The organism is Pontibacter pamirensis, assembly GCF_010015475.1.
GTDB lineage: Bacteria > Bacteroidota > Bacteroidia > Cytophagales > Hymenobacteraceae > Pontibacter > Pontibacter pamirensis.
In genome coordinates, this window is record NZ_SSNI01000005.1 from 66,338 (window position 1) to 93,039 (window position 26,702).

Below are 26,702 nucleotides of genomic sequence, written 5' to 3' on the forward strand. Positions count from 1 at the left end.
CGGCTGGTTAATTCCCGCCTGTTCTGTTCAGCTCATCCAGGTTCACGTTGCGCTTCTTAGACTGGAAAGCAGTGCCTTTGTTGAAGCGGTAGCGCAGGTTAAGGCGTACGCTCCTAGCCCCGTGGTACTGCTCTATGGCGTTGATGTTGCCATTCAGGTTTGCTTCCACGTTCATCACCCGGCCTTTGAAAATGTCTGTCACGTTCAGGGTCATGGTTAGTTTGTCGTTCAGGAAGTCGCGCTTCAGTCCGGCATCTAGCCACATCTGTTCATCTATTTTGTAGAGTCCATATACCGCAGGGCTTTGGTAGCCGCCGTTTATTTCGAGGCGCAGGCCGTATGGCAGCATCACGTTGTGGTTTGTCTGTGCAATTACTGTTACCTGGTCATTTACAACCACGTCGTCACCTGACATGTTGGTAAACTCCTGATACATGGTCATGAGGTTGTTGCTGATTTCCCATTTGCTTGAGACACGCACCGGAGCCACCAGTGTAGCGGTTGCGCTCTTCAGGTTCTTTACGTTTTGTTGCTGAAACACGGTTGTGTTATCTTCTGGGTTCTGCGTCGGCACTTCTGCTATAAAATCCTGCGTTACAGCGTAACCCAGCACCAGGTTATAAGTCTGCTTCAGGGTCTGTGTTACCTCAAAAGAATTAACGTACTGCGGCTTCAGGTTAGGGTTGCCTTGTGCCGAGGTGTAAGGGTCCAGGAAAAAGATGAACGGGTTCAGATTCTGGTAATTCGGTCTGTTGATGCGGCGGCTGTACTTATAGCCAATTTGATAGTTGTAGCTTACTTTTTGCTGCACAAACACGCTCGGGAACAGGTCTAAATAACTGCGGTCTGTTTTGTGTTTCTTGGTGAGCGAGTTACCGCTTGATTCAGTCTGCTCTGCCCGCAAACCACCCTGTAAAGTCCATTTCTCACCCAACGAGGCCGACACGTTGGCATAAGCCGCATAGATGTCTTCTTTATAGATAAAGTGGTTGCTGCGGTTAGGGTCCGGAATCTGTCTGCCGTCCGATGTCTCATAAAAGCGCAGTTCATTGTCGGAGGTTACGTGGCTGGCCTTTGCACCTAACTCCAGCTTTGTCGTTTTGCTTAATGACTTCGCGAAGTCCACTTTGGCGGAATAAATGTCGTAGCTGGTAGGGTTCTCACTTAATAACAGCTCCTGCGTTTGCTCTGAAGGAGTGCTCAGGGGAATATAGTTGTTCCGGAACGAAGCATCATCCCGGCTGGTGATGTGCACATAGTCCAGGTCGGCGGAGAGGGTAGTGCCCAAGGTATCGAGTTTGCCGAGGTAGTGCAGGTTTACTGTTCCGTTGCCGTATGTGCCTTCGGTGCTGTTCAGGGAATGAATGAACAGGTCATCTGCTGCATTGGCGTTTCGCAGGTAGGAGTCCGTCCGGAAGAAATTTTCGCTACTGTTAAGGTTTAGGTTTGCCATGGCCCCAATGCTGTGCTGCGCGTTCAGGTCATAATCGCTACCTAGGCGCAGGGATGGCTGCAGGCGCTCGCCCTCTTCATAACCTGTCTGGTCAAAAGTGCTTTTGCTGCCATCCTCGCTCATGAAGACACGGTCCATTTCCGCGTCGCGGTAGCGCATCCGTTGGGCAAAGTCCAGGCTTCCGAACGAATTCCACTTACCGCTTTTGTGGCTCAGTTCAGTACCGGCAGTATAAGAACTCAGGTTGTTGTACTGGTACCCGCCATAAACACTGCCGTTCATACCTGCCTGCTGCGGCTTTTTGAGGTTAATGTTAATAATGCCCGATGCACCTTCTGCATCATATTTAGAAGAAGGATTTGTGATAAGTTCCAGGTCTTTGATGTTCTCGGCGCTCATGCCTTGTAGCAGGTTCTGGAGCTCTTTCCCTGATAAAAAGGAGCGCTTGCCGTTCAGCATCACCTGCACACCTGCCTTGCCATTCAGTTGCAGGTTGCCGTCCTGATCAATCCATACCCCCGGCGACTTGGCCAGTACTTCATAAGCGGTGCTGCCGCTTGCCATAGCGGTGCCTTCCACGCTCACCACCATTTTATCCGGATGTGTTGTAACGGTAGGGCGCATAGTTTGCACCTCCACTTCACTCAGCGTCTGTACATCGCCTTTTACCTGTACTTTCCCAAAGTCTTTGGAAAAGCCTGTGCCAGTCACCTGAAAAGATTCTGTCAGCGTCTCTGCATAACCCAGTGCACTTATTTTTAGCTGGTAGTTTCCGGCAGCCGGTGTCTTAATCTGGAAACTGCCATCCATGTCGGCAATGGCGCCTGTCACTACTTTGGCGGTGGAGGCATCCAGTACAGCTACATTTACAAAGCCAACCGGCTGTTCTTTTTCGTCTACCACCGTGCCAGACAAAGTACCATCTGACTGGGCAAGAAGAGGGCTGCTACACAAGAGCAGGTGCATGGAAAGTAATGAGAAAAAATTTTTCATAGGTTTATTTTGTTTCGCGTTGTTGTAATGATGTCACAAAGATGGTGTATAGTACTTTGTATAGCAAGGTACTGTTGGTTGAAGTTTGTAACTTTTAGACGAATGGGTTTTTTTATTCTACCAACACTGGAAGCAAGTAGGTGAGGAGGAGTTTTAAAGAGAAATATTATAAAGTGTCATTATCGCAACAGGCGCAGGTAGAATCCTCCTAATCTGAATTGTAAATAGCTTTAGTATTGGCTTAAAATTAGTGGTGCAGTGGGCTTGCTTTTACTGGGCAAGTTGAAAATGGTATAGAGTTATCACGTTCTGCTGCCAGGATTCGTTTCGCATAATGTGCGCTGTGCAGAAAGGAGAGAAGCAGGACTACTGAGGGCTGTTATAGCTGAAGAATACAAGTCTGCCATTTTCAAGCCGACAGTATTGGTGTGCATACCTCCACTATTGGGAGGATGGCATAATTATTCGCGAACTATTTGATAATGCCTCCGCAGCAACAGTAAGTTGAGGCTGTTGGATCGTTAGAGCAATAGAATATAGGCCTTTGAATTTTGCACAATGGGATAACCCAATGGAGAAACCTCAAGACAGAGAGCCTCCATTGGGTTGAAAATATTGATAGCTACTGAAGTTCTGAAAAGTACTTTAGCAGCTGTTCAGAAGTAGAAGTTTATATTCAGTATGCTTGAAGTTAAAAGCTTTTTAAAGAACAATGACGCTGTTGCTGCTGCCGAATTCATTGGGCTTTTGTTCGTCTGCCTCCGGCTCATTCATCCATTCACTCTGATTCACACGATACCTGAATTCATGCTGAGTGTTTTTCGGAAGGGAAGCATCATAGGTAAAAGTACCTCCTTTTTTCTTGCTCATAACAGCTGGGTTTTCCCAGTCATTATTCAAACCCAAAATTTCTACCGTTTCGGCATTCTCAGGGGTTACCGTGAATTTGACCTTACAAAGGTCTTTCGTTTTAAGGTACGTCTTCTGTATCATCTTATAAATTTTTTATATTGGAAACCAAATATATGCTTTAATGCGAATAATAAAAATAGGTAACCCAATAAATGATAAAAAGTTAATTATCTATAAATCAGCGCTTCCCTTACTTGCCTGTATTAGTAAATTGTAAATCAGGAGCTCAAAGTAGCTGCGTTTACTTATAATGGAGCCCCTGTTATATCAAGTTTTCGTAAACCCGTTCATGTTGATTTATCCAGCTTCTGCAAGCTCACTGAATTGATGCAGTACCTCAACCCCATTGGATCCGGGCCGTCATGAAAGACATGGCCCAGATGGCAATCGCATACATTACACATCACCTCTATTCTCTTCATCCCGTGGCTGTCGTCAAAGGCGTATTTTATGGCGCCTTTGGCGATAGGTTGAGTAAAGCTTGGCCACCCGGATATGGCATGATACTTTTCATCTGAATCAAACAACAGATTTCCACAGCCTATACATGCATACAACCCAGGTTCATAATTACGGCAGTAAGCATTTCTGTAAGGCCGTTCCGTGCTCTTTTGCCTTGCTACCTGGTATTGCTCCGGCGTAAGCTGCTGCTGCCATTCTTCCGCTGTTTTCTCTACTCTTCTTCTGGGCTCAGGATTACTGTATTTGGCAAATATTATGACGTCTATCCAACGTAGCATCGTGCATTGTTCTTACAATCGTTCTAAACAACGTGGGAGTAGAGGGTTAGGTTTTTAGCGGCCGGCCTTGTCATCGTTGCTGATTTTTTTGCTTCTTCTGCCGCCTCCTTCGCCCATTTGTCCAAAACGCCACTCAAACATTAGCCTTGCAGAGCGATTCACATAAAAGGAGCGCGCTTCTGACTCGAAGTTAGGACCGGAACGTTCTGATGTTTGGGTAATTCCACGGGTTAAAGGGTTGTTCACGGCCAAGGTTACGCTGGCTTTGTTGTCCCAGAACTCTTTTTTTGCAGAAACGCCATGCCAGTAGTAGCCGGTGTTAGAACCCTGTAAGCTAATCCAGCCAGTCCCAACACTGCCGAAGGCTTGCAGGGAATAATTCTTAGGAAATTTATAGGTACTGTTCATGTTAAAGTTCAGTATAAATCCGTCGTTGTGCATGTTCAGGCTGGAACTGCTCAGGTCCACATAACGCAGGTCTGCACCGCTGTTCAGGTTCCAGTTTTTTGCCAGTTGGCCAGAGAAATTTACATTTACCCCGTAGTTCTTTCGCTTTGCAATGTTCTGTGGCATACTGAGCGATACTCCATCTGCATTTACGGTGGAGAGGTATTCGATGGCATTGTCAGTATAGCGCCAGTACAGGGCTGTGTTCACTGAAATGCCTTTGTCGGTATTCAGGTTATGGGCCAGTTCAACGGCATGGTTCAGCTCAGGGTCCAGGTAAGGATTACCTGTACTAAGGTTCAGCGTGTCGCTGGCATTTACCCAAGGGTTCAGGTACCAGATGAGCGGGCGCTGGATGCGTTGCGTATAGCTCAGCTTATAGGTTTGGTTTTTAAAGCCCTTCGAAAGCGTGATGCTCGGAATCAGGTTCGTGTATTGGTTTGCTAACTTAGTTTTGGTTGTGATGAAGTTTCCATCAATGTCTGTGTGTTCGAGCCGCATACCTGCATTCAGGCCCCACTTGCGCTTGTTGTTCAGGCGCACAGAGGCATAGCCGGAGTACACCCGCTGCATGTAGTCGAAGTCATTCGACTGGGTCGGGTCAGGAACCAGGGGGCTGTTGCCGTCCAGTGACTGCTCTACGCGAAACTCACTGCCAATGTCGCGCAGGATGGCTTTGGCACCAACTTCCAGTTTTATGCTGGTGGTATCGCGTCTACTAACTACTTCCAGGGGGTGTACATAGTCGGTTTGCACCGTATATTCTTTGTTGCGGCTATAATTAGAGCTGTGCTGCCGGAAGGTGACTTCATCGGCACCAGAGTAGGTTTCAGTGTCATAGAAATAATTGTCAGGCATCCGGCTGAACTGCGTGAGCAGCGAAAATTCCTGCTCCGGCTTTCTGAAAGTCTTGGTATAGCCTAAGTCAAGCTGGCCGTTGCCATAGGGGTTCCGGAAGTCGCGTTCGTTGCGGAAGGCCAGCAATTCGTTTCCTTCTGCATCCGTCAGCCGATTCAACGCGGTGCTGTTGTTCGGGAAGTTACCTCCCCACACATTGGCTGAAAAGTTGATGCGGCTTGTAGAATCGGGATCATAGTCGATGCTCATCTCGCCATAGCCGCCTGTACCTGTGTTATCGGCATTGTCTTGTTGCGTTAAGATGCTAACCGGCACCCCGTTTACAAGCGTAGTTCTCACCAGGTTGTTCTCCCAAACATTCCGGTACTGGTAGCCATTGGCAGATAACGATACGCCGATTTTGTTTTTCCTGTAGTTCAGGCTGGTGCCAAGTCCGCGGTTAAAGTTGCCAAGGGTAGCGTTTGTGGATCCGTTTAGCCCCTGCAGCCCTTTCTTTGTGATGATGTTGATCACGCCGGCCGAACCTTCCGCATCATACTTCGCCCCGGGGCTCGTAATCACTTCGATGGATTTGATTACGTTGGCAGGCATTTGCCGCAGAGCATCGGCCAGGTTGCGCGCCATCATAGCCGATGGTTTGCCGTTTATCAGCACCCTGATATTGCTGTTGCCCCGCATCTGTACATTCCCATCGAGATCCACGTTAAGGGTGGGAACTTTACGGAGCACATCTGCGGCAGTACCACCTGCGTTGGAAGCATCGTTTTCGGCGTTATATACCAGTCGGTCGCCTTTGTCCTCTACCAAAGCTTTCAAGGCGGTTACTTCCACTGCTTCTAGCATTTTACTGTCGGTGCCCATCTGTATGGTACCTAAAGTTAAAGTGGGCTGAGCGGCGGTAAGCTTCACAGTTATGGTTTTGGTTCTGTACCCGATATATGTCAGCACCAGTGTAAAATCCCCCAGCGGAAGGTTAGAAAGCTCAAAGGCTCCCTTATCATCAGCGGCGGCACCGCTTATGAGTTTATCCCCGCTTTTGAGTACTGCGTTCGCGTATGAAATTGGTTGGGAGGTCAGAGAATCTGACATGACGCCACTTAGTTTCCCTGGATTAACGGATTGAGCTACCGTACTTCCAGCACATAGCAGTAGCAGCAATAAGGCAAAGGCATTTTTCATAGTTTAGGATTGATAGTGATTATAATGATAGTGACTGTGCTTTGGCTATTTTATAGAAGGGTAGCCTTTGAGGGTTGTTGTGTTGGGATGTAAAAGGATGATGTCGAAATAGGAATTATAAGGAGGGCTTTGTTTCTTTCATAGCTAGTTCAGTGCATGTGCCTAGATAAGGGACCATTAATTGCTTATTAGAATGAAAGATGCAGAAATTTCTATAATGGTTGCTTTACTTGAAAAATTTTAACATTCATTTAACCTTTACCCATACATTTAGCCAATCCCAGCTCCTAAGATCGGTGCTCAAAAAAGGGCAATATAAAGAAGAGGGCGTTGAAGAGGAGATAGCTTTAGCTGATTACTCTTCAATGCCCTCATAAAAAATTTGGCTATGCCCTATAGCAGGCAGGCCCAGACTTAAAAAGCATTTGCTTTACCTAACGGGCAATAGCTTCCTTTTGTACCTGTTCCGGCTTATCCCATTCTTCTGCATTTTTGATATTAAGCTTCTTTGCGCTGAAAACAGGATCAAGACCAGCCTTGCGCTGGGCCTGGTAATCATGGAGCGCCCGAAGGGCTGGTTTCCTTAATAAGATGATGGCCACCACGTTCAGCCAGGCCATTATGCCCACGCCAATATCTCCTAACACCCAGGCCGATTCAGCTGTTTTAATTGACCCGTAGAAGGTAGCCGCCAGAATGAGCGCCCGCAACATCCATAGCAGCCATTTGCTACCCTTCTTATCCAGGTAGGTCAGGTTGGTTTCTGCAATGTAATAATAGGCCATAATGGTGGTGAAGGCAAAGAGTAACAGGGAAATTGCCACAAAGCCGCTGCCGAGTGAAGGGAAGTAAGTATTCACCGCCTGCTGCGTATACTCCGGACCAAAAGCCACTCCAGGCAGATTTTCTACTATAAAGCCGCCTTCTGGATTCACGACATTATACTGTCCTGTGAAAAGTATCATAAAGGCGGTGGCGGTACAGACAAACAGCGTATCCACGTAAACAGAAAACGCCTGCACCAATCCTTGTTTTGCCGGGTGGCTTACCTCTGCGGCAGCTGCTGCATGCGGCGCTGTTCCCTGTCCTGCCTCGTTGGAGTATATACCTCTTTTAACTCCCCAGGAAATGGCCATACCAAACACACCGGCAAAAGCAGGTTCAATGTCGAAAGCAGAACGGATAATCAGGCTGATTACTTCAGGAACCTCTGTGATATTCATGGCGATGATAATCACGGTCATCAGGATATAAGCGCCCGCCATAAAAGGTACGGCAATTTCTGCTACCTTACCGATGCGTTTTACACCCCCGAAAATAATAAGCGCCAGTAAGGCGGTGACAGCAGCCCCGGTTACAGCCACAGGTATGTCGAAGGCCGTTTTTATACTGGAAGCGATGCTGTTGCTTTGCACGCCCGGCAGAAACATAGCCATGCTAATGATAGTGGCAACTGCAAAAAGAACAGCATACCATTTCACACCAAGTCCTTTTTCAATATAATAAGCAGGACCACCACGGTATTGTCCGTCTTGAACCTGCTTGTATATCTGGCCCAATGTTGCCTCAATAAAGGCAGAAGAACTACCCAGGAAGGCAATCACCCACATCCAGAATACAGCTCCCGGTCCGCCCATGGCAATGGCTGTTGCCACACCGGCTATGTTACCTGTTCCAACCCGGCCGGCAATGGCGATAGAGAAAGCCTGGAAGGAGCTGACGCCTTTTTCAGATGATTGTCCGTTGAAAAGCAGTCGAAGCATTTCCCGCAGGTAACGGACCTGCAAAAAGCGGGTGACGACTGAAAAGTAGATTCCCGCACCTAAGCAAAGTATAATAAGGACATTGCTCCAGACAATGTCGTTGATTGTGCTAATGATGTTCTCCATGTGGTTTTTTCGGCAGGGGAAAGCAGCCTGAGACTGCTACATTCCCTGTATTTGTAGGTGAAATTGTCTTTCTCAGCCTAAAGTAAGTGAATTTTTGCCATAACCTCACCAGAAGGCTATTTGAAATACTATGGCGTTATCCACCCTTAGCGCCAGATAAAGCATGTTACTACAAGCACTTACTATGTATGGTAAGCAAATAAAAGGAGCTGAGTAAGGTGCACAATTCTGCGTACATGCCTGCACGTGCATCGACTGGTATTTCCGTCCTAAGTAAGCTTATTCAGGAGAGGCGCAGATGCTCTACTTGCTGCTTATTCTGATAAAACCCCTGTCATAGACTCTTTTCTGGCTGAATTCATCCGTCTCATACCAGACATCCGCCACATAGGCTGGCGTGATGTAAGTAGTAGCAAATTCCTGGTTCCCATTAATGGTTTTGTAGTCTGTCACCATTTCGTATCCATCGTCCAGCGCTTTATAATAAGCTTCATCATCATCCAGTTCTGCTGCATAGCGGTTGTATACCTGGTGGTATTTGTCTGTGATGGTCTCATAGTGGCGCTGCAGTTCCGAGGTTTCAAACTCCATGAAGCCCTCTTCGTCTCTTGTCCATTTTCCCTGTATTTCCATACCTGCTAAGGTAAGAGATGGACATGGGAAATGATAGGGGTTTAAGAATATTGGAGTACCTGTTTTATAGTGGAAGGGGAATACAAGAATATAGCACCACCAGTATGCATTTCTTGTCTGAATGGGCTGTTAACTAAAGTATGTGCTGATAGAAACTTTTTGCAACTTTAAATGTCTGATTTTTATTGAGCACATGCTCAGGCAAGAGATTGCCTGTAGCAGCGTATTAATTATTCAGAGTAAAAGGGCTAAATTCACAACCTTCACTTCACAAGAAAGCATATATGACACAAACGGTTCAGGCCGCTGAGAAAAAGAGGCTCAGCTTCTGGCAAATCTGGAACATGAGTTTCGGGTTTTTAGGGATTCAGTTTGGCTTTGCACTCCAGAACGCCAACGTCAGCCGGATTTTTGAAACACTCGGTGGAACTGAAATCGCGCTTTACTGGCTCGCGGCGCCTGTTACCGGGTTAGTGGTGCAGCCCATCATAGGTTATCTCAGTGACCGCACCTGGCATCCGGTGCTGGGCCGGCGGCGGCCATTCTTCCTGATTGGCGCTATTCTGGCTTCAGCCGCTTTGTTTGTGATGCCGAATGCTTCTGTGCTCTGGATGGCGGTAGGCATGCTCTGGATTCTGGATACGTCTATTAATGTTTCAATGGAGCCTTTTCGTGCGCTTGTAGGCGATTTGCTGCCGTCGAGCCAGCGAACTATGGGCTTTGCCATGCAAACTTTTTTCATAGGTATTGGTGCCGTAGTAGCTTCAATGCTTCCCTACATTTTCACCAACTGGATTGGTGTTCCCAATACTGCTCCTGAGGGCATGATTCCTTCTTCCGTGAAGTGGTCTTTTTACGTGGGAGGCGTTGTTTTCCTGTCTGCTGTGCTGTGGACCGTGTTCAAAACCAAAGAGTACCCTCCTGAAAATATGGAGGCGTTTGAGGCCGAGAGAAATAACACCAGCTTCAGCGATGGCGTCAGGGAAACGGTAATGGGTATTTTTAACATGCCAAAAACGATGCTGCAGCTGGCAGTTGTGCAGTTCTTCTCCTGGTTTGCCCTGTTCTCTATGTGGATATACACCACCAAGGCCCTGACCAGCCACGTGTATGGGGCTTCTGACACAACTTCTCTAATCTATAACGAAGGTGCCGATTGGGTAGGCGTTTGCTTTGCCGTTTACAATGGTGTTTCTGCCATTTTCGCCTTGCTGCTGCCATACCTTGCTAAAGCTACAAGCCGGAAGCTCACTCACCTGATTTGCCTCGTGCTGGGAGGGTTGGGCCTGATATCCATTTACTTTATAGAGAACCCAATGATGCTGCTAGTATCTATGGTGGGCGTGGGTATTGCCTGGGCCAGTATCCTGTCTATGCCTTACGCTATACTGGCGGGAGCCTTACCAGCAAACCGGATGGGCTACTTCATGGGCGTGTTCAACTTCTTTATCGTAATCCCGCAGATTGTGGCTGGTGCCATTCTTGGCTTCATGACAGATGAGTTGTTTGGAGGAGAGGCTATTTTTGCACTGGTGCTGGGAGGGTGTTCTATGATACTGGGGGGCTTCCTGACTTTAATTGTGGATGACGTGGATGAGCAGCTGGCGAGGTAAAAGCCCCTGAAAACATTTATAATTTCTTCGAGGCCACCGCTGACCGGCAGCACTTGGGATGCGCTGCCTTCCATTGACGGTGGCCGCATGGTAGCATCGCGTGGTGGTTTTGTGGATGCCAACGGAGAGTGAGCCGTGGAAGGCGAAGGTGTTGCACCGGATATTGAGGTAATCAACAAACCCGCAGATGTAATTGCAGGCAGATATCCGCAGCTAGAGCGTGCCGTGGCAGAAGCATTGGAACTCATTAAAACACAGGAGGTGATATCAAAGTTAAAGCCTGCCGCCCCAAACCGATGGCACCGACCAGAAGGATGGGAAAAAGAAGTAGAGCAATCAAATCAATAATAACAGGAGCAACTCACACATTTTCCTGAAAAATGTTGAAGATAGGGGTAAGGATTTTACCCGAAAAAGTACATCGGTGTAGAGGTTTCTCTACACCGATGTACTTTTCTTGTTTTTGATTTTCTTGTTTTTGATTAAAAGCTATTTTAGTGTAGAATTCCCTTTCTTTCTGCAGTAAGCATAAGCATCGGCCATGGTTGGCAGTATGTTCAATACGCTGTTCAGGCCAGCCTTTTCTATTACCCTATGGATTTTAGGGTTAAACTGGTAGAAGAGCAGTTCGACGCCACTGGACTTCGCTTTACTACACAGAGAGAGGAGCATGCGCAACGACTTTGTTGGGAGAGAGGAAATAGACTCACAGTCTACCCATACGGTTTTATTTTTTGATAAGGCAGCGCAGCGCATCACCTGCTCCAACATATTACAATCGTCTGTATTTACACATCCCTTTGCCATTACCAGGCTGCAGTACTTCATATGTTGTACAAAAACTGCCATTTTTTCCTCCTGTTTGTTTAGGTTATACTTATAAATCCCTCTTTGAAAGGAGGACTCATTGTAAACAAGGTACGGCTACAAATTTTTCTGACAGATAGCAGAAACATGTAGTCGTTTTTGTTGTAAATACTTAACTTTTTACTTGTACAGCCAATTAAAGGCCTGTTTTGGCAATACATGCGCTATATGAGTGTTTACGTCACGTTTTGTAGCAAAACTCCTCCTAGTACTTCTACGCAAAAACGACAGTGCCAGGTGGTAAAATATGATGCTAAAGAGGAAGCGCTAAGGGTTAATATTCAGTTATTTGCAGTTACGTGATATTGGCAAACGCAACAGCTTTACAAAACAAAAGCCCTGTAGGGGGGACTACAGGGCTAATGCTAATCTAAACACAAACAACCAACAAATTTATTACTAAACAAAAATGAATTCAAAACTTTGGCTCTTGGTAGAGCTAGAGTATCAATAGCGAATAAAGGGGGCAGAAAGGCTGATTGAATGATAGTTATCAGCGAAGCCTACAAAGTAATCTCCTATGAATATCCCGGCACCCTTGTTGACAGCGCTGGCTACTTCTACGTGGTGAATCATGTTGCCATCTATGGTGGCGTATCCTACATGTTCCTCTTCATGAGTGCCTGCTTTTAATTGAGCAATGGCAGACAAACATGCACTTTTATAGCAGCTTTCTGCCTGTTTCTGAGGTGATTGGTGAACGGTGGTATTCATGTTGATCGGGAGCTTGGGGTTTTAATACGTTACAATTTTACGCATACCAGCTCTCAGGAAACAGGAATATTAAGCGCTGCAGGTAACATGAATATCAAACCCATCCACGCTGTGCTTTGGGCTCTGAAACGCTATATTATTTTTTGAAACAAGGATGTTTTGCTGCAAGTGTAGGTGAGAGCATGGCTAAAATTTGACTTATAATTGTCAAAAGTAACATTTTAGCCCCTGGTATTTTTAGAAAAAATTTGTGTTAAGTAGTGGCTGCAGGTGTAAAATGCCAATACTGTAAACGTAAGGAAGCCTCCCGGAAAGACTACCATCCACCAGGCGGAAGTGTCGGAACGGATATTGGCTATCATTCTTCCCCAGCTAACTAACGTGGTCGGCACTCCAATATTAAGAAAAGATAATGTTGATTCGAGAGCGAGTAACCCCCCAAGTCCAAAGGTGAAGGCTACCAACACAGGCCCTGCGAGATTGGGCAGCGCATGTCGCAGAAGGAGTTGGTTGGTACTCAGGCCGATGCTTTTCGCCGCCTCAAAGTATGGCAGCTGCTTTATCCGAAGCATTTCAGCGCGCGCCAGGCGTGCCACGCTTGTCCAGATGGTGAGTACGAGAATCAATGAAAGCAACACAACAGAGGGAGGCAGGAAAGAGGCCAGTACCAGAATCAGCACTAACCGTGGTATAGTAGAAAGCCCTTCAATCAATCGCAGCACCATTTGGTCCACGGGTACGGCTATTCGTTTTCGTAAAGAAGTCACTCTTTTATGTAGCAACACGAAAAAGCCGGAAAGTAACATGAGCAGAAGCGCACATGTTAGCAAGCTTGCAGCAAGTGCAGTTGCCCCTAGACCTACGCGCGTGATCTGGATGGGGAGATAGAAGCCGTAGTAACAAAAGCAGACCATGCCCAGCACCAGCACACAAAAGCTGCTCCTGCGCATGGTAAAGCCACGGTCTGCGTAAAATCCTGCTCCTGCGCCTAAAATTAAACCTAGGAGCGTAGCGAGCAGCATCACAGGTACGCTAATGAGAAGCGCAGTGCGGGCACCATACAGTATGTTGGAAAGCACGTCTCTCCCCACGCTGTCCGTGCCCAGCAGGTGCCTCGCCTTATCAGGTGCAGTTGTAGGTTCAAACGGTGGCTGAAAGGTATGTGCATAATCAAGTTCGTCCGGACCATAGGGGAGGGGGAGCAGAGGCAAAACGAGTGCCAGCAGAAGGAGCAGCATGAGATAGCAGGCCGCCATCCGAAAAGCTGTTTTACGGCGCCAGAGATAGACCATGTTTTGCCAGACCTGCTTCATGCTAATTGCTGCTTAATGCGCGGATCGGCCCAGGCATAGCCCAGATCAGCCAGCAGGAATGCTATGATTCTGAAAGCCGCTATAACCAGCACAATGCCAATGAGCACCGGGTAGTCCCTGGCCAGCACCGAATCTATTAACAAACGCCCAATACCCGGTACAGCAAATATCGTTTCGATGATCAGGGTGCCAGCCACCAGGGCGGGAAGTATATCAGAAGCAATGGTGATGATGGGCAGCAGCGAATTCCGGAGAATGTGCCGCCTTATCACAGCGCCTTCGGCCAACCCCTTAGCCCTGGCTGTTCGGGTATAGTCTGCCTGCATTGCCGAATGGATGGAGGCGTAAACCTGATTCGTGATATAAGGCAGGCTGGAAAGCACGAGGCAAAGCATGGGCAGTGTCATATACTGCCACCACTGGCTTAACTGTTGCCAGAAACTTAGTCGCTGTGGAGAATAATAGCCCATGCCATAAACCGGGAAAAGCTGTATAAAGTCTGGGTTTGCCAACAGCACCAACAGCAGCAGCGCCAGCACAAAAACAGGTATGCTGTCGGTGATGAATAGAAAAGGTAGCAGTAGCTTTCGCAGGAACCGGCCTTTTTTCTTCACCATCAGGATGCTCAACTCCAGCGACAGCGCCAGTGTAATGGCCATACTGCAGATCAGAAGCCACCACGTATTGCCAATCGCCTCTGTTAAAAGTGCCAGCACAGGACGGCTGCTTCTGTAGGATGTGCCCATATCGCCCTGGAGGAGCCGCATAAGCCATTGGTGGTATTGGTTCTGGCGGCCATGCCAGCTTACCTGCGGAACCAGAAAAGCAAAGGATGCCCGCTCTTGCTGCATTGTCTGTAGCCTTTCAAGCACCTGTTTCGCCGCCTGCTTAACCTGTGGATGGCTTGCGACCACTGCGACTTTTCTGGCAGCATCCTGCAAAGGATGATACTTTACTTCAGCTCGCAGTGTCTGAAGGTGGTGCTTCAGGGAAGCATCAGGATAAGTTTGCAGTTGTTTGTCTATTAACTCAGTGCTTGAAAGATATGCCTCTGCATTATGCTCGCTTCCATAGTGCCAGGCAAGTTTTCTAAGTCGCGCCTGCTTGGTTTCAGAATAAAGTCGGTTCAGGGAGTCTGTTGGCTGAGTTGCCGGGGCCAACGAGAAATAAAACAAGGGCTGATCCAGTCCGGTTCTCCGGATATAACTCTGATAAGCGGCCTGCCTGTCGCTCTCAGCGCCTTTGCTGTAATACCCGGCGCTGTTCTCCAAGATACGATCAGTGGCAAAAGAACCAGGCAATAGCCTGCTGAGCAGGAATACAGCAGTAGCCATTAACCACAGAGCCGGTATAGCCAGGAGTAACCGCTTAAGAAAATAATATAACATCAAACGCTACTTATTCTTGTAACGTGAACGCACTCACATCATAGTTTGGCTTCAGTCCGGATACTTTAACATTGTCGAACCGGCGATGCACTGCAAGGCGATCTTTACGGTAATACATGGAAATGAAAGCCGCCTCCTCATGCAGGATTTCCTGGAGGCGCTTCAGTAGCTTCGCTTTTTCCTGTGGTGATTCGGCTGTATTGATGGCATCTAACACACTGTCGCTTTCCGGCGTTCCGAACCCAGTAACGTTGATGCCACCTTCAGAAGCGAAGGTAGTATGGAACAAGGGCTGGAAGTTAAACACAAAGGGATTGCCAGACAACGACCGGAAAAACATCTCATATTCATGCCGTTTTAAGTTACTGCTAAGCAAACTATTCTCCATGCCCTGTACCTGTACCGGTATACCCACCTCTGCTGCCCTTTGCTGGAAAATTATAGCGGCTGTCTCGAATGTGTTGCTACCAGCTTTATAGTTGACTTCAATAGTCAGCTGTTCTTTTTGGCCATTTAAGGTTTTATACCACTCACCCTGTTCTTTTTGCCATCCAGCGGCGCTGAGTAAGCTTGTTACTTTGTCTGCGTTATAGCCGCGGGGCTCCAGGCTGCTGTTGTAGTACTCTTGTACAGAGGGGGGGACAGGACCAACAGTAGGAGTGGCATAATTTCGCTGAGAGACTTGTATAATGCTGCTAACATCCAGCAGATGGGCAATGGCCTGTCGGGTACGTTTATCGGAAAACTTAGGGGAGCGTGTGTTAAGACCGGCATAGACAAACTCATAGGCATCAGGGGAGTAGAGGGCATAATCTTCCTCGAAACCCTCGTCGTTCCTTATTTTGTCGAACTCAGCTGCCTCAATATTTTCTAAAACATCAAGCTGCCTGTTCTTAAGAGCCAGTAAAGCAGTGGTGTTATCAGGAATTATCTGAAAGCTGATTCGCTCCGGATTTGCAGTCAGGTGTTGTGCATCGGGTATGTCATTACCCCACCAGTCGTTCTTGCGCTTCAGTGCAAGGTATTGCCCGTTTGCCCACTCTTCAAGCAGATAGCCACCGCTGCCTTGCAGCATGGCGGTGCTGTGCCCATACCCCGGAGAGTTGAACTTCGCTGCAAATGCCTTTAGATTCTCGTTGTTTTCTAGCTCGGAAAGGCCTCCGCTTAGTGCTGCCACCTCAATTGGTTTCAGCAGTGCTTCCGGGTCAAACAGATATGCCGGGAGTATAAAGTAATCTCCTGTCAGCAACTCCATTTCAGGACTGTAGCCTGCACACACAAGCGTAAAGCGCTTTGGGTTGGAGGCGTCTATCCTGATATCCCGAATGAATTGTACCTGAGGTTTTAAAAACTCGTTGTTGAGCAACGGAGCTTTCAGCACTTTCAGGGTAAAGGCAACATCTGCTGCTGTTACAGGCGAGCCATCCGTCCAGGTTGCTTCCTCCCTGATTTGGTACGTGAACAGCGACACGGAATCCCGGCGCTCTACCTGTGGCATTTCTGCCGCAAGGAAAGGCTTAATCTTGTCATCCGCGAGGTCTGCACTCAGCAGGCTCTGAAACAGCAGGTTAACTATTTGTAGCGCTCCAGCATCACTATAGCTTACCGGGTTCAAAGTTTCCGGGTCCACCGCCAGTCGTACCCGCACCTCCTCAGGCGCACGTGCAGGCTGGCTACAGCATGAAAGAACTACTAAAAGACTTACTAATAATAACCTGAGATTTTTCATTTAACTACCCTTTGGCTAAAGATTGTTGTTAAGGGCAAGTTAGGGAAAAAGAACGGAAGGGCGAATATAGCCCTGCCTATTCTAAGCCACCATTTGTCCAGGTTGAAGTACCACCATTAGTAATGACAGTGGTAGGCGTTGAAGTTGAAGTTGAAGTGACTTTTTTATTAGTGTTTGTTCCAGGGACTACAGTACCTAAAGTAATCAACACAGATATTATAAGTTCTACCATTTTTTTGAAATTTAAGATGATTATTTAAAACAAAGTTGAAGATGTTATTTATTAATATAAAGGAATGTTTTGTCTAAAAAATAACTATAACATTTTGAGTTATTTATTGATTATACTTGATGCTTAATTCATAATACTTTAGATGAATATATCTTTTGGATTAACTATAAGTTTCAAAAAGATTATAAGTAACTTTACTATATATTTGAAGTCTTTTATAATGATAGTAAATGTTTGATTTTATCTTGTGAACCTAAAGTAAAATGTATCTTTTTTAATAACTATGACTATTTTCATGTGTTATTTAATTATATAACCAAAGCCATCGTGGGTTGATGTTTAAAAAACATATTTAATGGAAGAGCTGTCTAAAATTGTCAAATTAGTAACGAACAGTATTAGTCTAAATTTAGTTTTACCGATTGCAAATGGGCGCTTGAGCAAAGAAGATGCCTTATATGAAGGCATTAAAAATGGCAAGTACATAACTGATGAGGCTGCTGCTAAAGACTTATACAGGTCAAAGCCTAACGATGTGCGTTACAAAATGCTGAAGCATAGACTTAAGAAAAAGCTTTATAACAATTTGCTGTTTTTAGATTATAATAAGTTTGGTTCTAATAATGATTTTATAAAAGAACAAGCATGTCTTTTAATGCTTCAGCAGGCTTATACGTTAAGATTAAATTATGAATTTGATTTAGTCCTACAATTGGTTGGAAAGGTAATGGCTATCGCACAGGAGTATGAATATACAAATCATCAAGTCACAGCTCTTGAATTGGCAGTTGCTTGTTATTCAGAAAAAGGAAATTTAAAACAATTTGACAAAACGCTTCCTTTATTAGAAGAAGCGTTGCTAAAACGTAACTTGGAATCTAAAGCAATAAATATATTTCAAAGTGTAAATGTCAATTTAAAAAAATCAGTAACGGCCAGAAAGCGGCTACTACCAAGGCTGCCTGAAATGATAGATACATTAAATGCACTTTGGCAGGAAGCACGAACTTTTGCTTCCTTCGATGCCTACTATAAAACCTCCATATCCTATTATGAGTTAATAGGCAGCTTTGAAAAAATTGTTGAAATGACTGTGAATGCCGAAACTTGGGTTGAAAAAGGTGTAATCAACTCTTTAAGATTTAAATCAAACTATAATAAATTTGTCTTGGTTTATGCACATCTTCGGAACAAAGACTATGCTAATGGATTACAATATGCTGAAAAATATGCTTTAGATTTTAAGGAAGGATATATCAATTGGTTCCCTTATATGGAAAACTATTTTTTATTAGCTCTTCATTCTAATCAACTTGAGTTGTCTGGCATTCTTCTTAATAAAGTGCTTTCTAACAGTTCTTTTCAAAAAATTTCTAATGCAGCTAAAGAAAGGTGGAGTCTATATCAGATGTACTATAGATTATTTAGCTTAAATTCTACAATACCGAATAACGTCTACATCAATCCATACAGTCTGTCTCTTCCAGAGTATAGTAAAGATAAACTTGGTTTTAATGTTGCCATTCTAATTTTACAGTTCATTTATTTTCTTCAAAAAGGAGACTCTGAGGCGCTCCTTTATCGAATAGAGAGTCTGAAAAAATATATTTTAACTCACTTAAAAGACGCTTTTAGCTTACGGAGTAAGACCTTTCTTAAGTTATTGATTTTAACCGTCACAGAAGATTTCGAGGCGGATGAATGTAAGAAGAAAGGTCAAAAGTTATATCAAAAACTTATTGAAACTCCCCCTCCCGGTGATGCCTATGCAGAAATTGAAATAGTGCCATATGAGCACCTCTGGAAACATATCCTTTCAATTTTAGAAAACAAATCTTAGCCAATAATACTACTTTACATAATGGATGAGCTAAAAAGGCTGGCTAAGCTGGTTGTTGAGCGTAGCAGTAAAACTTCACCTCTCATCAACCAGCAAGATGAGGACAGCCTAGAGACGAAACTATTTAACCTTATTAAAAGTGATAACATCATAAGTGATGAAGCTGCAGCGGAGGCTTTGTATGGCATTAATAGTGCATCCGCTAGTTACCGTATGCTAAAGTCGAGGGTGCGGAAAAAACTTTTTAATCATTTGCACTTTTTAGCTTTTCCGGAGAGTAAGTACAGAGTAAGTGGCATCGAAAGCTATAACTGTAGTGCATTGATATTAGAGGCACAGTGTCTGATCCTAGCAAGTGAATATCGCATTGCAGATAAATTATTAAGTCAAGCTATCGCATTAGCAAAGACTAATGACTTAAATGATTGTATGATTAGGGCTTTAGAACAAAGGCAGATTATTAATTCAGCGATTCACAATATAAAGTTATACTATAAAACTCAGAGTGAACTACAGAAATATTATGATATAGAAGCAAAAGAGCGTGCTGCTCTACAGTTGTCTCGTTTTGCGAACATTGAAATGAGTGCAGGTGTGAATGGCAGAAATAGGTTTATAAGCGAAGTTCCAAAAATACTGAATGAATTACAAGATCTATGGAAGAATTCAATGTCCTCACTTATCTTCAACTCCTATCATAGCTTAAGTATCCATTACTTGGAGCTTTGCGGTGACTATGAAGCAATCTCTGATGCTGTAGAGAAAGCAGAGCAACTTCTAAAGGAGGGGCATGTACATTCAAATTGGTTTAACCACAGGTACAATCAATATATCCGAGTTTACGCTCTGCTTCAAACAAAGCAGTATGAACTAGGAATTTCCCTTGCAAGACAATACATACATCAATTTGAGCCTTACACGCTCAATTGGTTTGCATTTATGGAAAACTACCTGCTCTTAGCGCTGCATTCGGAAAATTATGAACTGGCCAGTGAATTGATGCAGGAGAGTTTAGGTAGCCAACATATACATACCATTCAGAATGCCGCAAAGGAGAGGTGGGAGTTATTCAGACGATATTTGCTGTTGACGCATACCATCATACCTTCTATCAATATAGTGAACTTGCCTCAGGGAGTGCTGACAGAGCTTGTAATGCTGCCTAAGGACAAGGTTGGGTTTAACCTGTCGCTACTCGTTCTGGAGACTATAAATAGCTTTTTGAATCAGAGTATTGATGATTATGAGTCGCATGCAGAAAGAATGAGGAAGTATATATCTAAGTATCTGCGGGGCGAGAAATCAGAACGGCCAAGGGTGTTCTTAAGGCTGTTACTGTTAGTGATTAACGAAAATTTCCATCCCATAAGGTCAAAAGAAAAGGGGCAAAAGCTATACGATAAATTGAGTCAGACGGCACCTCCGGGAGATGCATTCGCAGAGGTGGAAATTATACCGTATGAACACCTGTGGGAGCTAGTGCTAAAGGTTCTTGAGAAGCGGGTGTCGTAATGCTGGTATGCGCCTCTTAATCTTTCCTTTGGTGTTGTACATGAATACAATAATATTTGAACGTGTCCAACCTTTCCTTTCTTAAACGGTGATAAGCTTAATGAATAGTAATTTTTACTACTTTACCGAATGGAAAAGAACAACCCAACTGTTACAAGAGCCTGGTGCTTTTACGACTGGGCCAACTCCGTTTACTCGTTGGTCATTACGTCCACTATTTTTCCAATCTACTTCAGCGCTGTGGCCAGGAACCCCGATGGGACAGACGTAGTCAACTTTCTTGGATTTGAATTGGGGAGCTCTGTGTTGTTTACTTATGCTATTTCAGCTGCCTTTCTAATTATTGCGGCTCTTAGCCCCTTCCTGACTGCTATAGCAGACTATAGTGGCAAAAAGAAGCTGTTTATGCAGTTGTTCTGCTATCTTGGTGCTGCTTCCTGCGCCGGTCTGTACTTTTTTACCCGCGAAACATTTACTTTTTCGGTTATACTTTTTGTGCTGGCAACCATAGGGTTTAGCGGCAGTATCGTGTTTTATAACGCCTACCTTCCAGAGATTGCCACCGAAGACCAGTATGACAGGTTAAGTGCTCGCGGCTTTTCCATGGGATATATAGGCAGTGTGCTGTTGCTGGTCTTTAACCTGGCCATGATTATGATGCCGCAGTGGTTTGGTATTGCTGCTGATAACACCTCACTTCCTCCTCGTATTGCCTTCCTGACCACAGGTATCTGGTGGTTTGGTTTTGCCCAATACTCTTTTTATCATCTGCCGGGCAACGTGTATCAGCGCAAGCCAAAGGGCAACTGGATACTGAATGGCTTCAAGGAACTGAAGCATGTGCTGGACCAGGTAAAAGGTTTACCGTTAATGAAGCGCTTTCTGCTCGCCTACTTTTTCTATAACATGGGCGTGCAGACCGTGATGTACCTCGCTGCCATTTTCGGAGAGGTGGAGCTGCGGTTGCCGAGTGAGGTGCTGATTCTGACGATATTGATTATACAGTTATTGGCTGTTGCCGGTGCCTATACTTTCTCAAAGCTATCTGCAAAGTACGGCAATATACAGGCGCTCATCTTTGCTGTCATCATTTGGATCGGCATTTGTGTGGGGGCCTACTTCACCTATAGCGAATTTCAGTTTTATGCCCTTGCTGCTGTGGTGGGGTCTGTTATGGGGGGAATACAGTCGCTCTCGCGCTCTACTTATTCCAAGCTGATACCTGCTGCCACAATAGACCATGCCGCCTTCTTCAGCTTTTATGATGTAACAGAAAAAGTATCTATTGTATTGGGCACACTGGCGTACGGTATGATTGCCTATTATACCGGCTCCATGCGAAACAGTATCCTTGCGCTTATCACATTTTTTGTCCTGGGGCTGCTTTTCCTGTTTCTGGTGCGTGGCAAAAAGTCGCTGGAGCCGCAGGCTAAGGGTGTACAGGTAGCGAGCAAGTAAGGCTTATGCTGTTACGATTATTCTATAAATGTATAGATAGTGAAATGTAAATCTGTCTAAGCTGCCGTAGCAACGGCCTATCCAGCGGCATCTCACCTACAGTTACATTGTTTCTCTCTGAGATCTCAAGGCCGAGAGGCCACGTCTTCGGGCATTGCGCTGGGGTATCCGCCCGGTGAACTACATATATGATTTGTTCTTGAAGTTCTGCGGGTAGAGGTCCTGTAGATTTTTGTGATTGATGGACATGATGTTCTCCAGGTTATACTTGAGCCAGAGGTAAGGGTTTACCCCGTGCTTTTTGCAGATGGCAAAGAAGGAGTAGGCCATGTCAGCCCGCTTTGCCGCCTTATGGCTACCTGCGAATAAATAGTTGTTCCGTCCCAAGGCCAACGGCCTGAGCGCGTTTTCCACCCCGTTGTTGTCGATGTGGAGGTTGCCGTCGTAGAGGTAGGCGCTCAAGGCGTCCCAGCGGGCGTAGGCATAGGCCATGGCCTTGCCTATCTGGCTCTTGGGCAGCGTGCCCTTTATCTCTTCAAAGATCCAGCTTCCCAGTTCATTGAGGACAGGCAGCGACTCTGTGAGGCGCAGCTCCTTTACAGCGGCTGCCTCCAGCCCGCCTTCCCTGGCTTTCCTTTCCGTGGCGTATAAGTGCTGGATGAGGGTGAGCGCCTTCTCGGCCCTCGCCCGGTCATTGTCCAGCGCCCGCTCGAACTCCCTGCGGGCGTGGGCCCAGCAGGCCAGGTGCGTGATCTCCTTCTTTCTGCCGTACTTTTCGTACACGGCGTACCCGTCTGTCTGCAGGTAGCCCCGGAAACTGTCGAGCATCGCCTTTACCCCCGCCGCGGCGCGCGTGGTTTGGTAGTCAAAGAGCACGGTCCTGTCCAGTGGGGAATGGTAGACCCAGTAGTAGCCCTGGTGGCAAGCCCCTTTTTTATCGGAGTCGAGCACCTTTACCGGGCTCTCGTCGACCTGCAGGTAGCCTTTGGCTTTGGTGTCGAATACCAGCTGCTCGTAGAGCGGCTCGAGCTTTACGAGCGCCTCCTTTGCCCAGCCCTCGATGGTGAAGGAGGCTATGGAGATGCCCTTGTCAATCACCCTTTCAGGAAGCACACCTATCTCCACGCCCGCTTTGTCTTTGGGGGCGTATTTGTAGCGGATGTAGCGGCGGATGAAAAAGCGGGCCGGCCTGCACTCGAGCTCCTCTGTGACTTCCTTGCCGATGCACACTATTTGGGAAAGGTCTCCCTCGGGGTGGATCTCGACCTCTTCCACGGGCAAGTGCTCCGGCAGCTTTGCACGTCCCTTGTGGTTAGGGCGCCTGCGCACGTATTCGACCTTCTGCTTTGCCTCTTGCTGTTGTTGTTTGGTCTCTTGCCCGGCGGCCTGGAAGGGAAGCGCTGTCTGGTTCGGGTCGCCCTCGAAGCGCTCGCGCTTCTGGCCGAACTGCATCCGGCGGTACATCTGGACCTGCGCCTCCGGATAGGCGATGCGCTCGTCCTTCTCTTTTCCCAGACGGCGCAAAGCCAGCAGCATTTCTTCTTTCGAGAGGTTTTCCAGGGCTGTTTGCATGCCTTGAAAATAAGCAAGAACAGCCGAAACGACAAGAAAAACCCGCTTATTGCTGTAAGGAAAACCTTCTCCGCCGATTGCTTTTCACTACTTCGATGCCTTCCACCATCAGGACAAGGTCGCTCCAACTCAGGACGCTGCCCCCTGTGGATTTGGACAGCGGAAAGGTACCCTGCTCGAGCCTTTTGTAGTAGAGCACAAAGCCCCCGTGCTCCCAGTGCAGCAGTTTGAGATGAGTGCGCTTGCGGTTGAGGAACACGAACACCTCACCGCCCGTGGGGCTGCGGCCAAGCTCCGACGCCACGATGCCGCACAGCCCGTCGAAGGACTTGCGCAGGTCGCAGTGGCCGCGGTAAAGGTGATAGCGGTGCGATGAGCCCAGGGAGAACATATCAGTAGAGCCTGATGAGACGGGAGAGCGTGTTCATGTTGCCCAAAGGCACCTTTATTCTGACACCGTTGGGGAAGATCACTTCTACATCTTCTGCCAAAGCGCTTTTATAGGGCAGCAGCTCAGCAAAGCCGCTTTTTTCACTTTCGCGGCTGCGCGAGACCCAGTAACTGAGAGTGCCCGGTTTTAGGCCTGAGGGCAGAACGCTTTCTGTGTCATGCCACTGCGCCGCCACTCGGCCACAAGCGAGAGCATCCGCTCTGTTTTATCCATAGCTCTGTTGTTTTAACAAAACTCCCAGCGCCGAACAGGAAAACGCGCCCTCGCGGGAGTGGAGCGCTAAGTTGCATCCATGGAAAAGGCCGCTTATGAGTCGCTGGATGAACCACCACTACGGTAGCTTAGACAAAATTAGTCCTCATAATTATGGGCATCAAAAAGAAAGGCCGCTGCAGGAAATTCTACAGCGGCCTTTCTTATGAAAAATTACTCTCCAAAACTACTTCTTATACACCTGCTTCCCATTTACATATGTTCTAAGCACTTGCACGCCGCGCATCTCGGCAGGGGCAATGGTTATCAGGTCTTTATCTATGAGTATAAAATCAGCGAATTTACCAGCCTCAATACTGCCTTTTTCATTTTCTTCAAAATTAGATTTGGCAGCCCATATGGTCATTCCGCGTAAAGCATCTTCTCGGCTAAGGGCGTTCTCCATCTGGAAACCACCTTCAGGATAACTCTTTGCATCCTGACGAGCCACAGCGGCATGAAACGTATAGAAAGGATTAATGTCCTCCACCGGGAAATCACTTCCGAGGGGGATATAGCCGTTCTGCTGCATCAGTTCTTTGAAAGAATAGGCGTGCCTGATGCGCTCATTGCCCAATCTGTCACCTGCCCAATACATGTCTGAGGTGGCATGCGTTGGCTGCACGGATGGAATGATGCTGTACTGTCCGAACTTGTTCATGTCTGCCGGGTTTACAATCTGGGAATGCTCAATGCGCCAGCGCTTGTCGTTTTGGCCACCGAGCACGTTGCCGTAAATGTCGAGGAGCAGGCGGTTAGCGGAGTCGCCGATGGCATGGGAGTTCATCTGGAAGCCATGCTCGTTTAAAAGTTTGGCAATGTCCCTGAACTCCTGCTCAGAAGCCAGCAGGAAACCATAGTGATTGTCCCGGTCTGCGTAAGGCTTTAGGAGGTTCGCACCCCTTGAGCCAAGCGCACCGTCAGCATAAATCTTAAATGAGCGCACGTTTAGCCTATCGGTTTTGTAAGGGCCGTTTTTAAAATAGTAGTCCTGGTTTTCTTGACTCGGATTCAGCATAGCATACACCCGAATCTGCAGTTCCCCCTGCTGCTGCATGGCGTCGATCAGGTCTACCGTCGACTTGTCCAGACCGGCATCATCCACGGAAGTAAGCCCGACGGCAAAAACATTCGCTTCTGCGCTCTTCAGTGCCTGTCGTTTTTCGGCCTCGTCCGCCTCCGGAATTTTGTCGGTCACCATGTCCACAGCGTTGTCTATCAGGATTCCCGTCATGCGGCCGTCTTTCACTTCTACCAGGCCACCCACCATTTTGGTTTGCGGCGTTACGCCTGCCAGGTCCAAGGCTTTCTGATTGGCCAAAGCAGCATGTCCGTCCACTCGTGTGATGACAACAGGAGTATTGGGGAAAAGCTGATCCAGCGTATCCTTGGTGGGGAAGTCCTTTACAGCCCAGTCGTTCTGGTCCCAGCCGCGGCCTGTTATCCAATCTGCGTCGGGATACTTTTCACGCTGCGCTACTAACTGCTGCACCACTTCTTCAAAAGATGCTGTGCCCACCAACTCTGCAGACTGCAGCCCCAGGCCATAGCGGTAGAAGTGGGAGTGGGCATCAATCAGGCCTGGATAGATGGTTTTGCCTTCTGCATCCAGCTCTTCTGTGGCGGTGTAGGCCTCCCGTATAGCAGCAGTGGTGCCTACGGCTATGATTTTGCCGTCTTTCACTGCAAAGGCTTCCGCCTTCTCAAAATTATCATTCACGGTGTAGACCGTGCCGTTGTATACAATCAGGTCAGCTTGCTCCATGTTTTGTTTTGTGCTGGTGCAACTGCTCAATAGAGTGCCACCCAGCAAAAGGGCAGCGGCAAGGGTGCGTAGGGTATTGGTCATCCTTTTGTTTTATTCGAAGCGCATGTGTTTTACAGAATCACCTGTGTTGATTAGCTCCAGCAGGGAGTCGATGCCTATGCTTAGGTGCTTTTCTGCATAGTTTACCGTTACGTGCTGGTCGCTTTCAGATGTCTTCACCCCCTCCGGAATCATCGGGTTGTCAGACACCAGCAGCAGGGCGCCGTGCGGTATCTCGTTTACAAAACCAACTGTGAAGATGGTGGCTGTTTCCATGTCAATGCCTATGGCACGAATCTGGCGCAGGTATTCCTTAAATTCTTCATCGTGCTCCCACACGCGGCGGTTAGTGGTGTACACCGTGCCGGTCCAGTAATCAAGCTCATGCTTTTTTATCATGGAGGATACTGAGCGCTGCAGGCGGAACGACGGCAGGGCAGGAATCTCGGACGGCAGGTAATCATCTGACGTACCCTCGCCCCGGATAGCCGCGATAGGCAGGATAAGGTCGCCGATCTGTGTCTTCTTTTTCAGGCCGCCACATTTCCCTAAAAAAAGGGCCGCTTTTGGTTTAATGGCAGACAGCAGGTCCATTACTGTGGCTGCCATGGCGCTACCCATACCAAAGTTGATGATGGTAATGTTGTTGGCCGTGGCCGATTGCATGGGTTTGTCCAGGCCCTTCAACTCTACACCGAAGCGGTCTGCAAACATGCGGACATAGTTTATGAAATTAGTCAGCAGGACATACTCGCCAAACTCTTCTAAAGGCACACCTGTGTAGCGGGGTAACCAGTCCTTTACTATTTCTTCTTTGGTCTTCATAATCTTCATTTACAGCTATCATGAT

General features: G+C 46.9%; 20 protein-coding genes. 5 read left to right on the forward strand and 15 right to left on the reverse strand.

Features of this window, described 5'->3' with window-relative positions; all coding sequences use genetic code 11:
- Window positions 1-7: 7 nt before the first annotated feature.
- The 6 genes from E1919_RS06520 to E1919_RS06545 all read right to left on the reverse strand — a co-directional run bounded on the left by E1919_RS06520 (window position 8) and on the right by E1919_RS06545 (window position 9,104).
- On the reverse strand, window positions 8-2,446 hold the full coding sequence (locus E1919_RS06520) for a TonB-dependent receptor (RefSeq protein ID WP_162052550.1): 2,439 nt from the start codon (window positions 2,444-2,446) through the stop codon (window positions 8-10).
- 702 nt (window positions 2,447-3,148) lie between these two features.
- Window positions 3,149-3,439 (reverse strand): isoamylase early set domain-containing protein, encoded by a 291-nt coding sequence (locus tag E1919_RS06525; RefSeq protein ID WP_162052551.1) that lies wholly within the window; start codon window positions 3,437-3,439, stop codon window positions 3,149-3,151.
- A gap of 206 nt (window positions 3,440-3,645) precedes the next feature.
- Window positions 3,646-4,098 carry a peptide-methionine (R)-S-oxide reductase MsrB gene (msrB, locus tag E1919_RS06530; protein WP_162052552.1) on the reverse strand — a complete coding sequence of 151 codons (453 nt, stop codon included), beginning with the start codon at window positions 4,096-4,098 and terminating at the stop codon, window positions 3,646-3,648.
- Between the two features lie 54 nt (window positions 4,099-4,152).
- On the reverse strand, window positions 4,153-6,582 hold the full coding sequence (locus tag E1919_RS06535) for a TonB-dependent receptor (RefSeq protein ID WP_162052553.1): 2,430 nt from the start codon (window positions 6,580-6,582) through the stop codon (window positions 4,153-4,155).
- Window positions 6,583-7,016: 434 nt separating this feature from the next.
- Window positions 7,017-8,471, reverse strand: coding sequence for an alanine/glycine:cation symporter family protein (locus E1919_RS06540; RefSeq protein WP_162052554.1), 1,455 nt, complete (start codon window positions 8,469-8,471; stop codon window positions 7,017-7,019).
- A gap of 303 nt (window positions 8,472-8,774) precedes the next feature.
- Entirely contained in the window at window positions 8,775-9,104 is a 330-nt protein-coding gene (locus E1919_RS06545; RefSeq protein WP_162052555.1) for a hypothetical protein, read from the reverse strand.
- A 284-nt stretch (window positions 9,105-9,388) separates the two neighbouring features.
- On the opposite strand from E1919_RS06545, the gene E1919_RS06550 reads away from it, so the two are divergent.
- Both E1919_RS06550 and E1919_RS06555 read left to right on the forward strand, forming a co-directional pair.
- Window positions 9,389-10,717, forward strand: coding sequence for an MFS transporter (locus E1919_RS06550; RefSeq protein WP_237144061.1), 1,329 nt, complete (start codon window positions 9,389-9,391; stop codon window positions 10,715-10,717).
- A 135-nt stretch (window positions 10,718-10,852) separates the two neighbouring features.
- Window positions 10,853-11,065, forward strand: a complete 213-nt coding sequence (locus E1919_RS06555; protein ID WP_162052556.1) for a hypothetical protein — start codon at window positions 10,853-10,855, stop codon at window positions 11,063-11,065.
- A 141-nt stretch (window positions 11,066-11,206) separates the two neighbouring features.
- Here the strand turns inward: E1919_RS06555 and E1919_RS06560 are convergent, their stop codons facing one another.
- From E1919_RS06560 to E1919_RS06580, 5 genes are all read right to left on the reverse strand, one after another.
- Complete coding sequence (locus tag E1919_RS06560; protein WP_162052557.1) at window positions 11,207-11,545, reverse strand: STAS domain-containing protein; 339 nt, start codon at window positions 11,543-11,545, stop codon at window positions 11,207-11,209.
- A 486-nt stretch (window positions 11,546-12,031) separates the two neighbouring features.
- Complete coding sequence (locus E1919_RS06565; protein WP_162052558.1) at window positions 12,032-12,298, reverse strand: hypothetical protein; 267 nt, start codon at window positions 12,296-12,298, stop codon at window positions 12,032-12,034.
- Window positions 12,299-12,519: 221 nt separating this feature from the next.
- Window positions 12,520-13,611 (reverse strand): ABC transporter permease, encoded by a 1,092-nt coding sequence (locus E1919_RS06570; RefSeq protein WP_162052559.1) that lies wholly within the window; start codon window positions 13,609-13,611, stop codon window positions 12,520-12,522.
- Window positions 13,608-14,945 (reverse strand): ABC transporter permease, encoded by a 1,338-nt coding sequence (locus E1919_RS06575; RefSeq protein ID WP_162052560.1) that lies wholly within the window; start codon window positions 14,943-14,945, stop codon window positions 13,608-13,610. The genes E1919_RS06570 and E1919_RS06575 overlap by 4 nt, the downstream gene beginning before the upstream one ends.
- A 64-nt stretch (window positions 14,946-15,009) precedes the next feature.
- Window positions 15,010-16,728, reverse strand: a complete 1,719-nt coding sequence (locus tag E1919_RS06580) for an ABC transporter substrate-binding protein (RefSeq protein ID WP_237144062.1) — start codon at window positions 16,726-16,728, stop codon at window positions 15,010-15,012.
- 587 nt (window positions 16,729-17,315) lie between these two features.
- Between E1919_RS06580 and E1919_RS06585 the strand changes: the two genes are divergently transcribed.
- The 3 genes from E1919_RS06585 (at window position 17,316) to E1919_RS06595 (ending at window position 21,770) form a co-directional block, all read left to right on the forward strand.
- Window positions 17,316-18,800, forward strand: coding sequence for a hypothetical protein (locus tag E1919_RS06585; protein WP_162052561.1), 1,485 nt, complete (start codon window positions 17,316-17,318; stop codon window positions 18,798-18,800).
- A 21-nt stretch (window positions 18,801-18,821) separates the two neighbouring features.
- Complete coding sequence (locus E1919_RS06590; RefSeq protein WP_162052562.1) at window positions 18,822-20,312, forward strand: hypothetical protein; 1,491 nt, start codon at window positions 18,822-18,824, stop codon at window positions 20,310-20,312.
- 129 nt (window positions 20,313-20,441) lie between these two features.
- Complete coding sequence (locus E1919_RS06595) at window positions 20,442-21,770, forward strand: MFS transporter (RefSeq protein ID WP_162052563.1); 1,329 nt, start codon at window positions 20,442-20,444, stop codon at window positions 21,768-21,770.
- Between the two features lie 180 nt (window positions 21,771-21,950).
- Here the strand turns inward: E1919_RS06595 and tnpC are convergent, their stop codons facing one another.
- From tnpC to E1919_RS06615, 4 genes are all read right to left on the reverse strand, one after another.
- Complete coding sequence (gene tnpC / locus E1919_RS06600; protein WP_162052564.1) at window positions 21,951-23,342, reverse strand: IS66 family transposase; 1,392 nt, start codon at window positions 23,340-23,342, stop codon at window positions 21,951-21,953.
- A gap of 46 nt (window positions 23,343-23,388) precedes the next feature.
- On the reverse strand, window positions 23,389-23,733 hold the full coding sequence (gene tnpB, locus E1919_RS06605; protein WP_162052565.1) for an IS66 family insertion sequence element accessory protein TnpB: 345 nt from the start codon (window positions 23,731-23,733) through the stop codon (window positions 23,389-23,391).
- A 499-nt stretch (window positions 23,734-24,232) separates the two neighbouring features.
- Window positions 24,233-25,894, reverse strand: coding sequence for an amidohydrolase (locus tag E1919_RS06610; protein WP_162052566.1), 1,662 nt, complete (start codon window positions 25,892-25,894; stop codon window positions 24,233-24,235).
- A 9-nt stretch (window positions 25,895-25,903) separates the two neighbouring features.
- Window positions 25,904-26,677: an AMP nucleosidase gene (locus E1919_RS06615; protein WP_162052567.1), complete on the reverse strand. Its 774-nt coding sequence runs from the start codon at window positions 26,675-26,677 to the stop codon at window positions 25,904-25,906.
- Between the last annotated feature and the right edge of the window lie 25 nt (window positions 26,678-26,702).

What these genes read in the sequence shown, in the direction of transcription:
- E1919_RS06520 (WP_162052550.1), bottom strand. Translation starts at nt 2,446, where the DNA reads ATGAAAAATTTTTTCTCATTACTTTCCATGCACCTGCTCTTGTGTAGC.
- E1919_RS06525 (WP_162052551.1), bottom strand. Translation starts at nt 3,439, where the DNA reads ATGATACAGAAGACGTACCTTAAAACGAAAGACCTTTGTAAGGTCAAA.
- msrB (WP_162052552.1), bottom strand. Translation starts at nt 4,098, where the DNA reads ATGCTACGTTGGATAGACGTCATAATATTTGCCAAATACAGTAATCCT.
- E1919_RS06535 (WP_162052553.1), bottom strand. Translation starts at nt 6,582, where the DNA reads ATGAAAAATGCCTTTGCCTTATTGCTGCTACTGCTATGTGCTGGAAGT.
- E1919_RS06540 (WP_162052554.1), bottom strand. Translation starts at nt 8,471, where the DNA reads ATGGAGAACATCATTAGCACAATCAACGACATTGTCTGGAGCAATGTC.
- E1919_RS06545 (WP_162052555.1), bottom strand. Translation starts at nt 9,104, where the DNA reads ATGGAAATACAGGGAAAATGGACAAGAGACGAAGAGGGCTTCATGGAG.
- E1919_RS06550 (WP_237144061.1), top strand. Translation starts at nt 9,389, where the DNA reads ATGACACAAACGGTTCAGGCCGCTGAGAAAAAGAGGCTCAGCTTCTGG.
- E1919_RS06560 (WP_162052557.1), bottom strand. Translation starts at nt 11,545, where the DNA reads ATGAAGTACTGCAGCCTGGTAATGGCAAAGGGATGTGTAAATACAGAC.
- E1919_RS06565 (WP_162052558.1), bottom strand. Translation starts at nt 12,298, where the DNA reads ATGAATACCACCGTTCACCAATCACCTCAGAAACAGGCAGAAAGCTGC.
- E1919_RS06570 (WP_162052559.1), bottom strand. Translation starts at nt 13,611, where the DNA reads ATGAAGCAGGTCTGGCAAAACATGGTCTATCTCTGGCGCCGTAAAACA.
- E1919_RS06575 (WP_162052560.1), bottom strand. Translation starts at nt 14,945, where the DNA reads ATGGCTACTGCTGTATTCCTGCTCAGCAGGCTATTGCCTGGTTCTTTT.
- E1919_RS06580 (WP_237144062.1), bottom strand. Translation starts at nt 16,728, where the DNA reads ATGAAAAATCTCAGGTTATTATTAGTAAGTCTTTTAGTAGTTCTTTCA.
- E1919_RS06585 (WP_162052561.1), top strand. Translation starts at nt 17,316, where the DNA reads ATGGAAGAGCTGTCTAAAATTGTCAAATTAGTAACGAACAGTATTAGT.
- E1919_RS06590 (WP_162052562.1), top strand. Translation starts at nt 18,822, where the DNA reads ATGGATGAGCTAAAAAGGCTGGCTAAGCTGGTTGTTGAGCGTAGCAGT.
- E1919_RS06595 (WP_162052563.1), top strand. Translation starts at nt 20,442, where the DNA reads ATGGAAAAGAACAACCCAACTGTTACAAGAGCCTGGTGCTTTTACGAC.
- tnpC (WP_162052564.1), bottom strand. Translation starts at nt 23,342, where the DNA reads ATGCAAACAGCCCTGGAAAACCTCTCGAAAGAAGAAATGCTGCTGGCT.
- tnpB (WP_162052565.1), bottom strand. Translation starts at nt 23,733, where the DNA reads ATGTTCTCCCTGGGCTCATCGCACCGCTATCACCTTTACCGCGGCCAC.
- E1919_RS06610 (WP_162052566.1), bottom strand. Translation starts at nt 25,894, where the DNA reads ATGACCAATACCCTACGCACCCTTGCCGCTGCCCTTTTGCTGGGTGGC.
- E1919_RS06615 (WP_162052567.1), bottom strand. Translation starts at nt 26,677, where the DNA reads ATGAAGACCAAAGAAGAAATAGTAAAGGACTGGTTACCCCGCTACACA.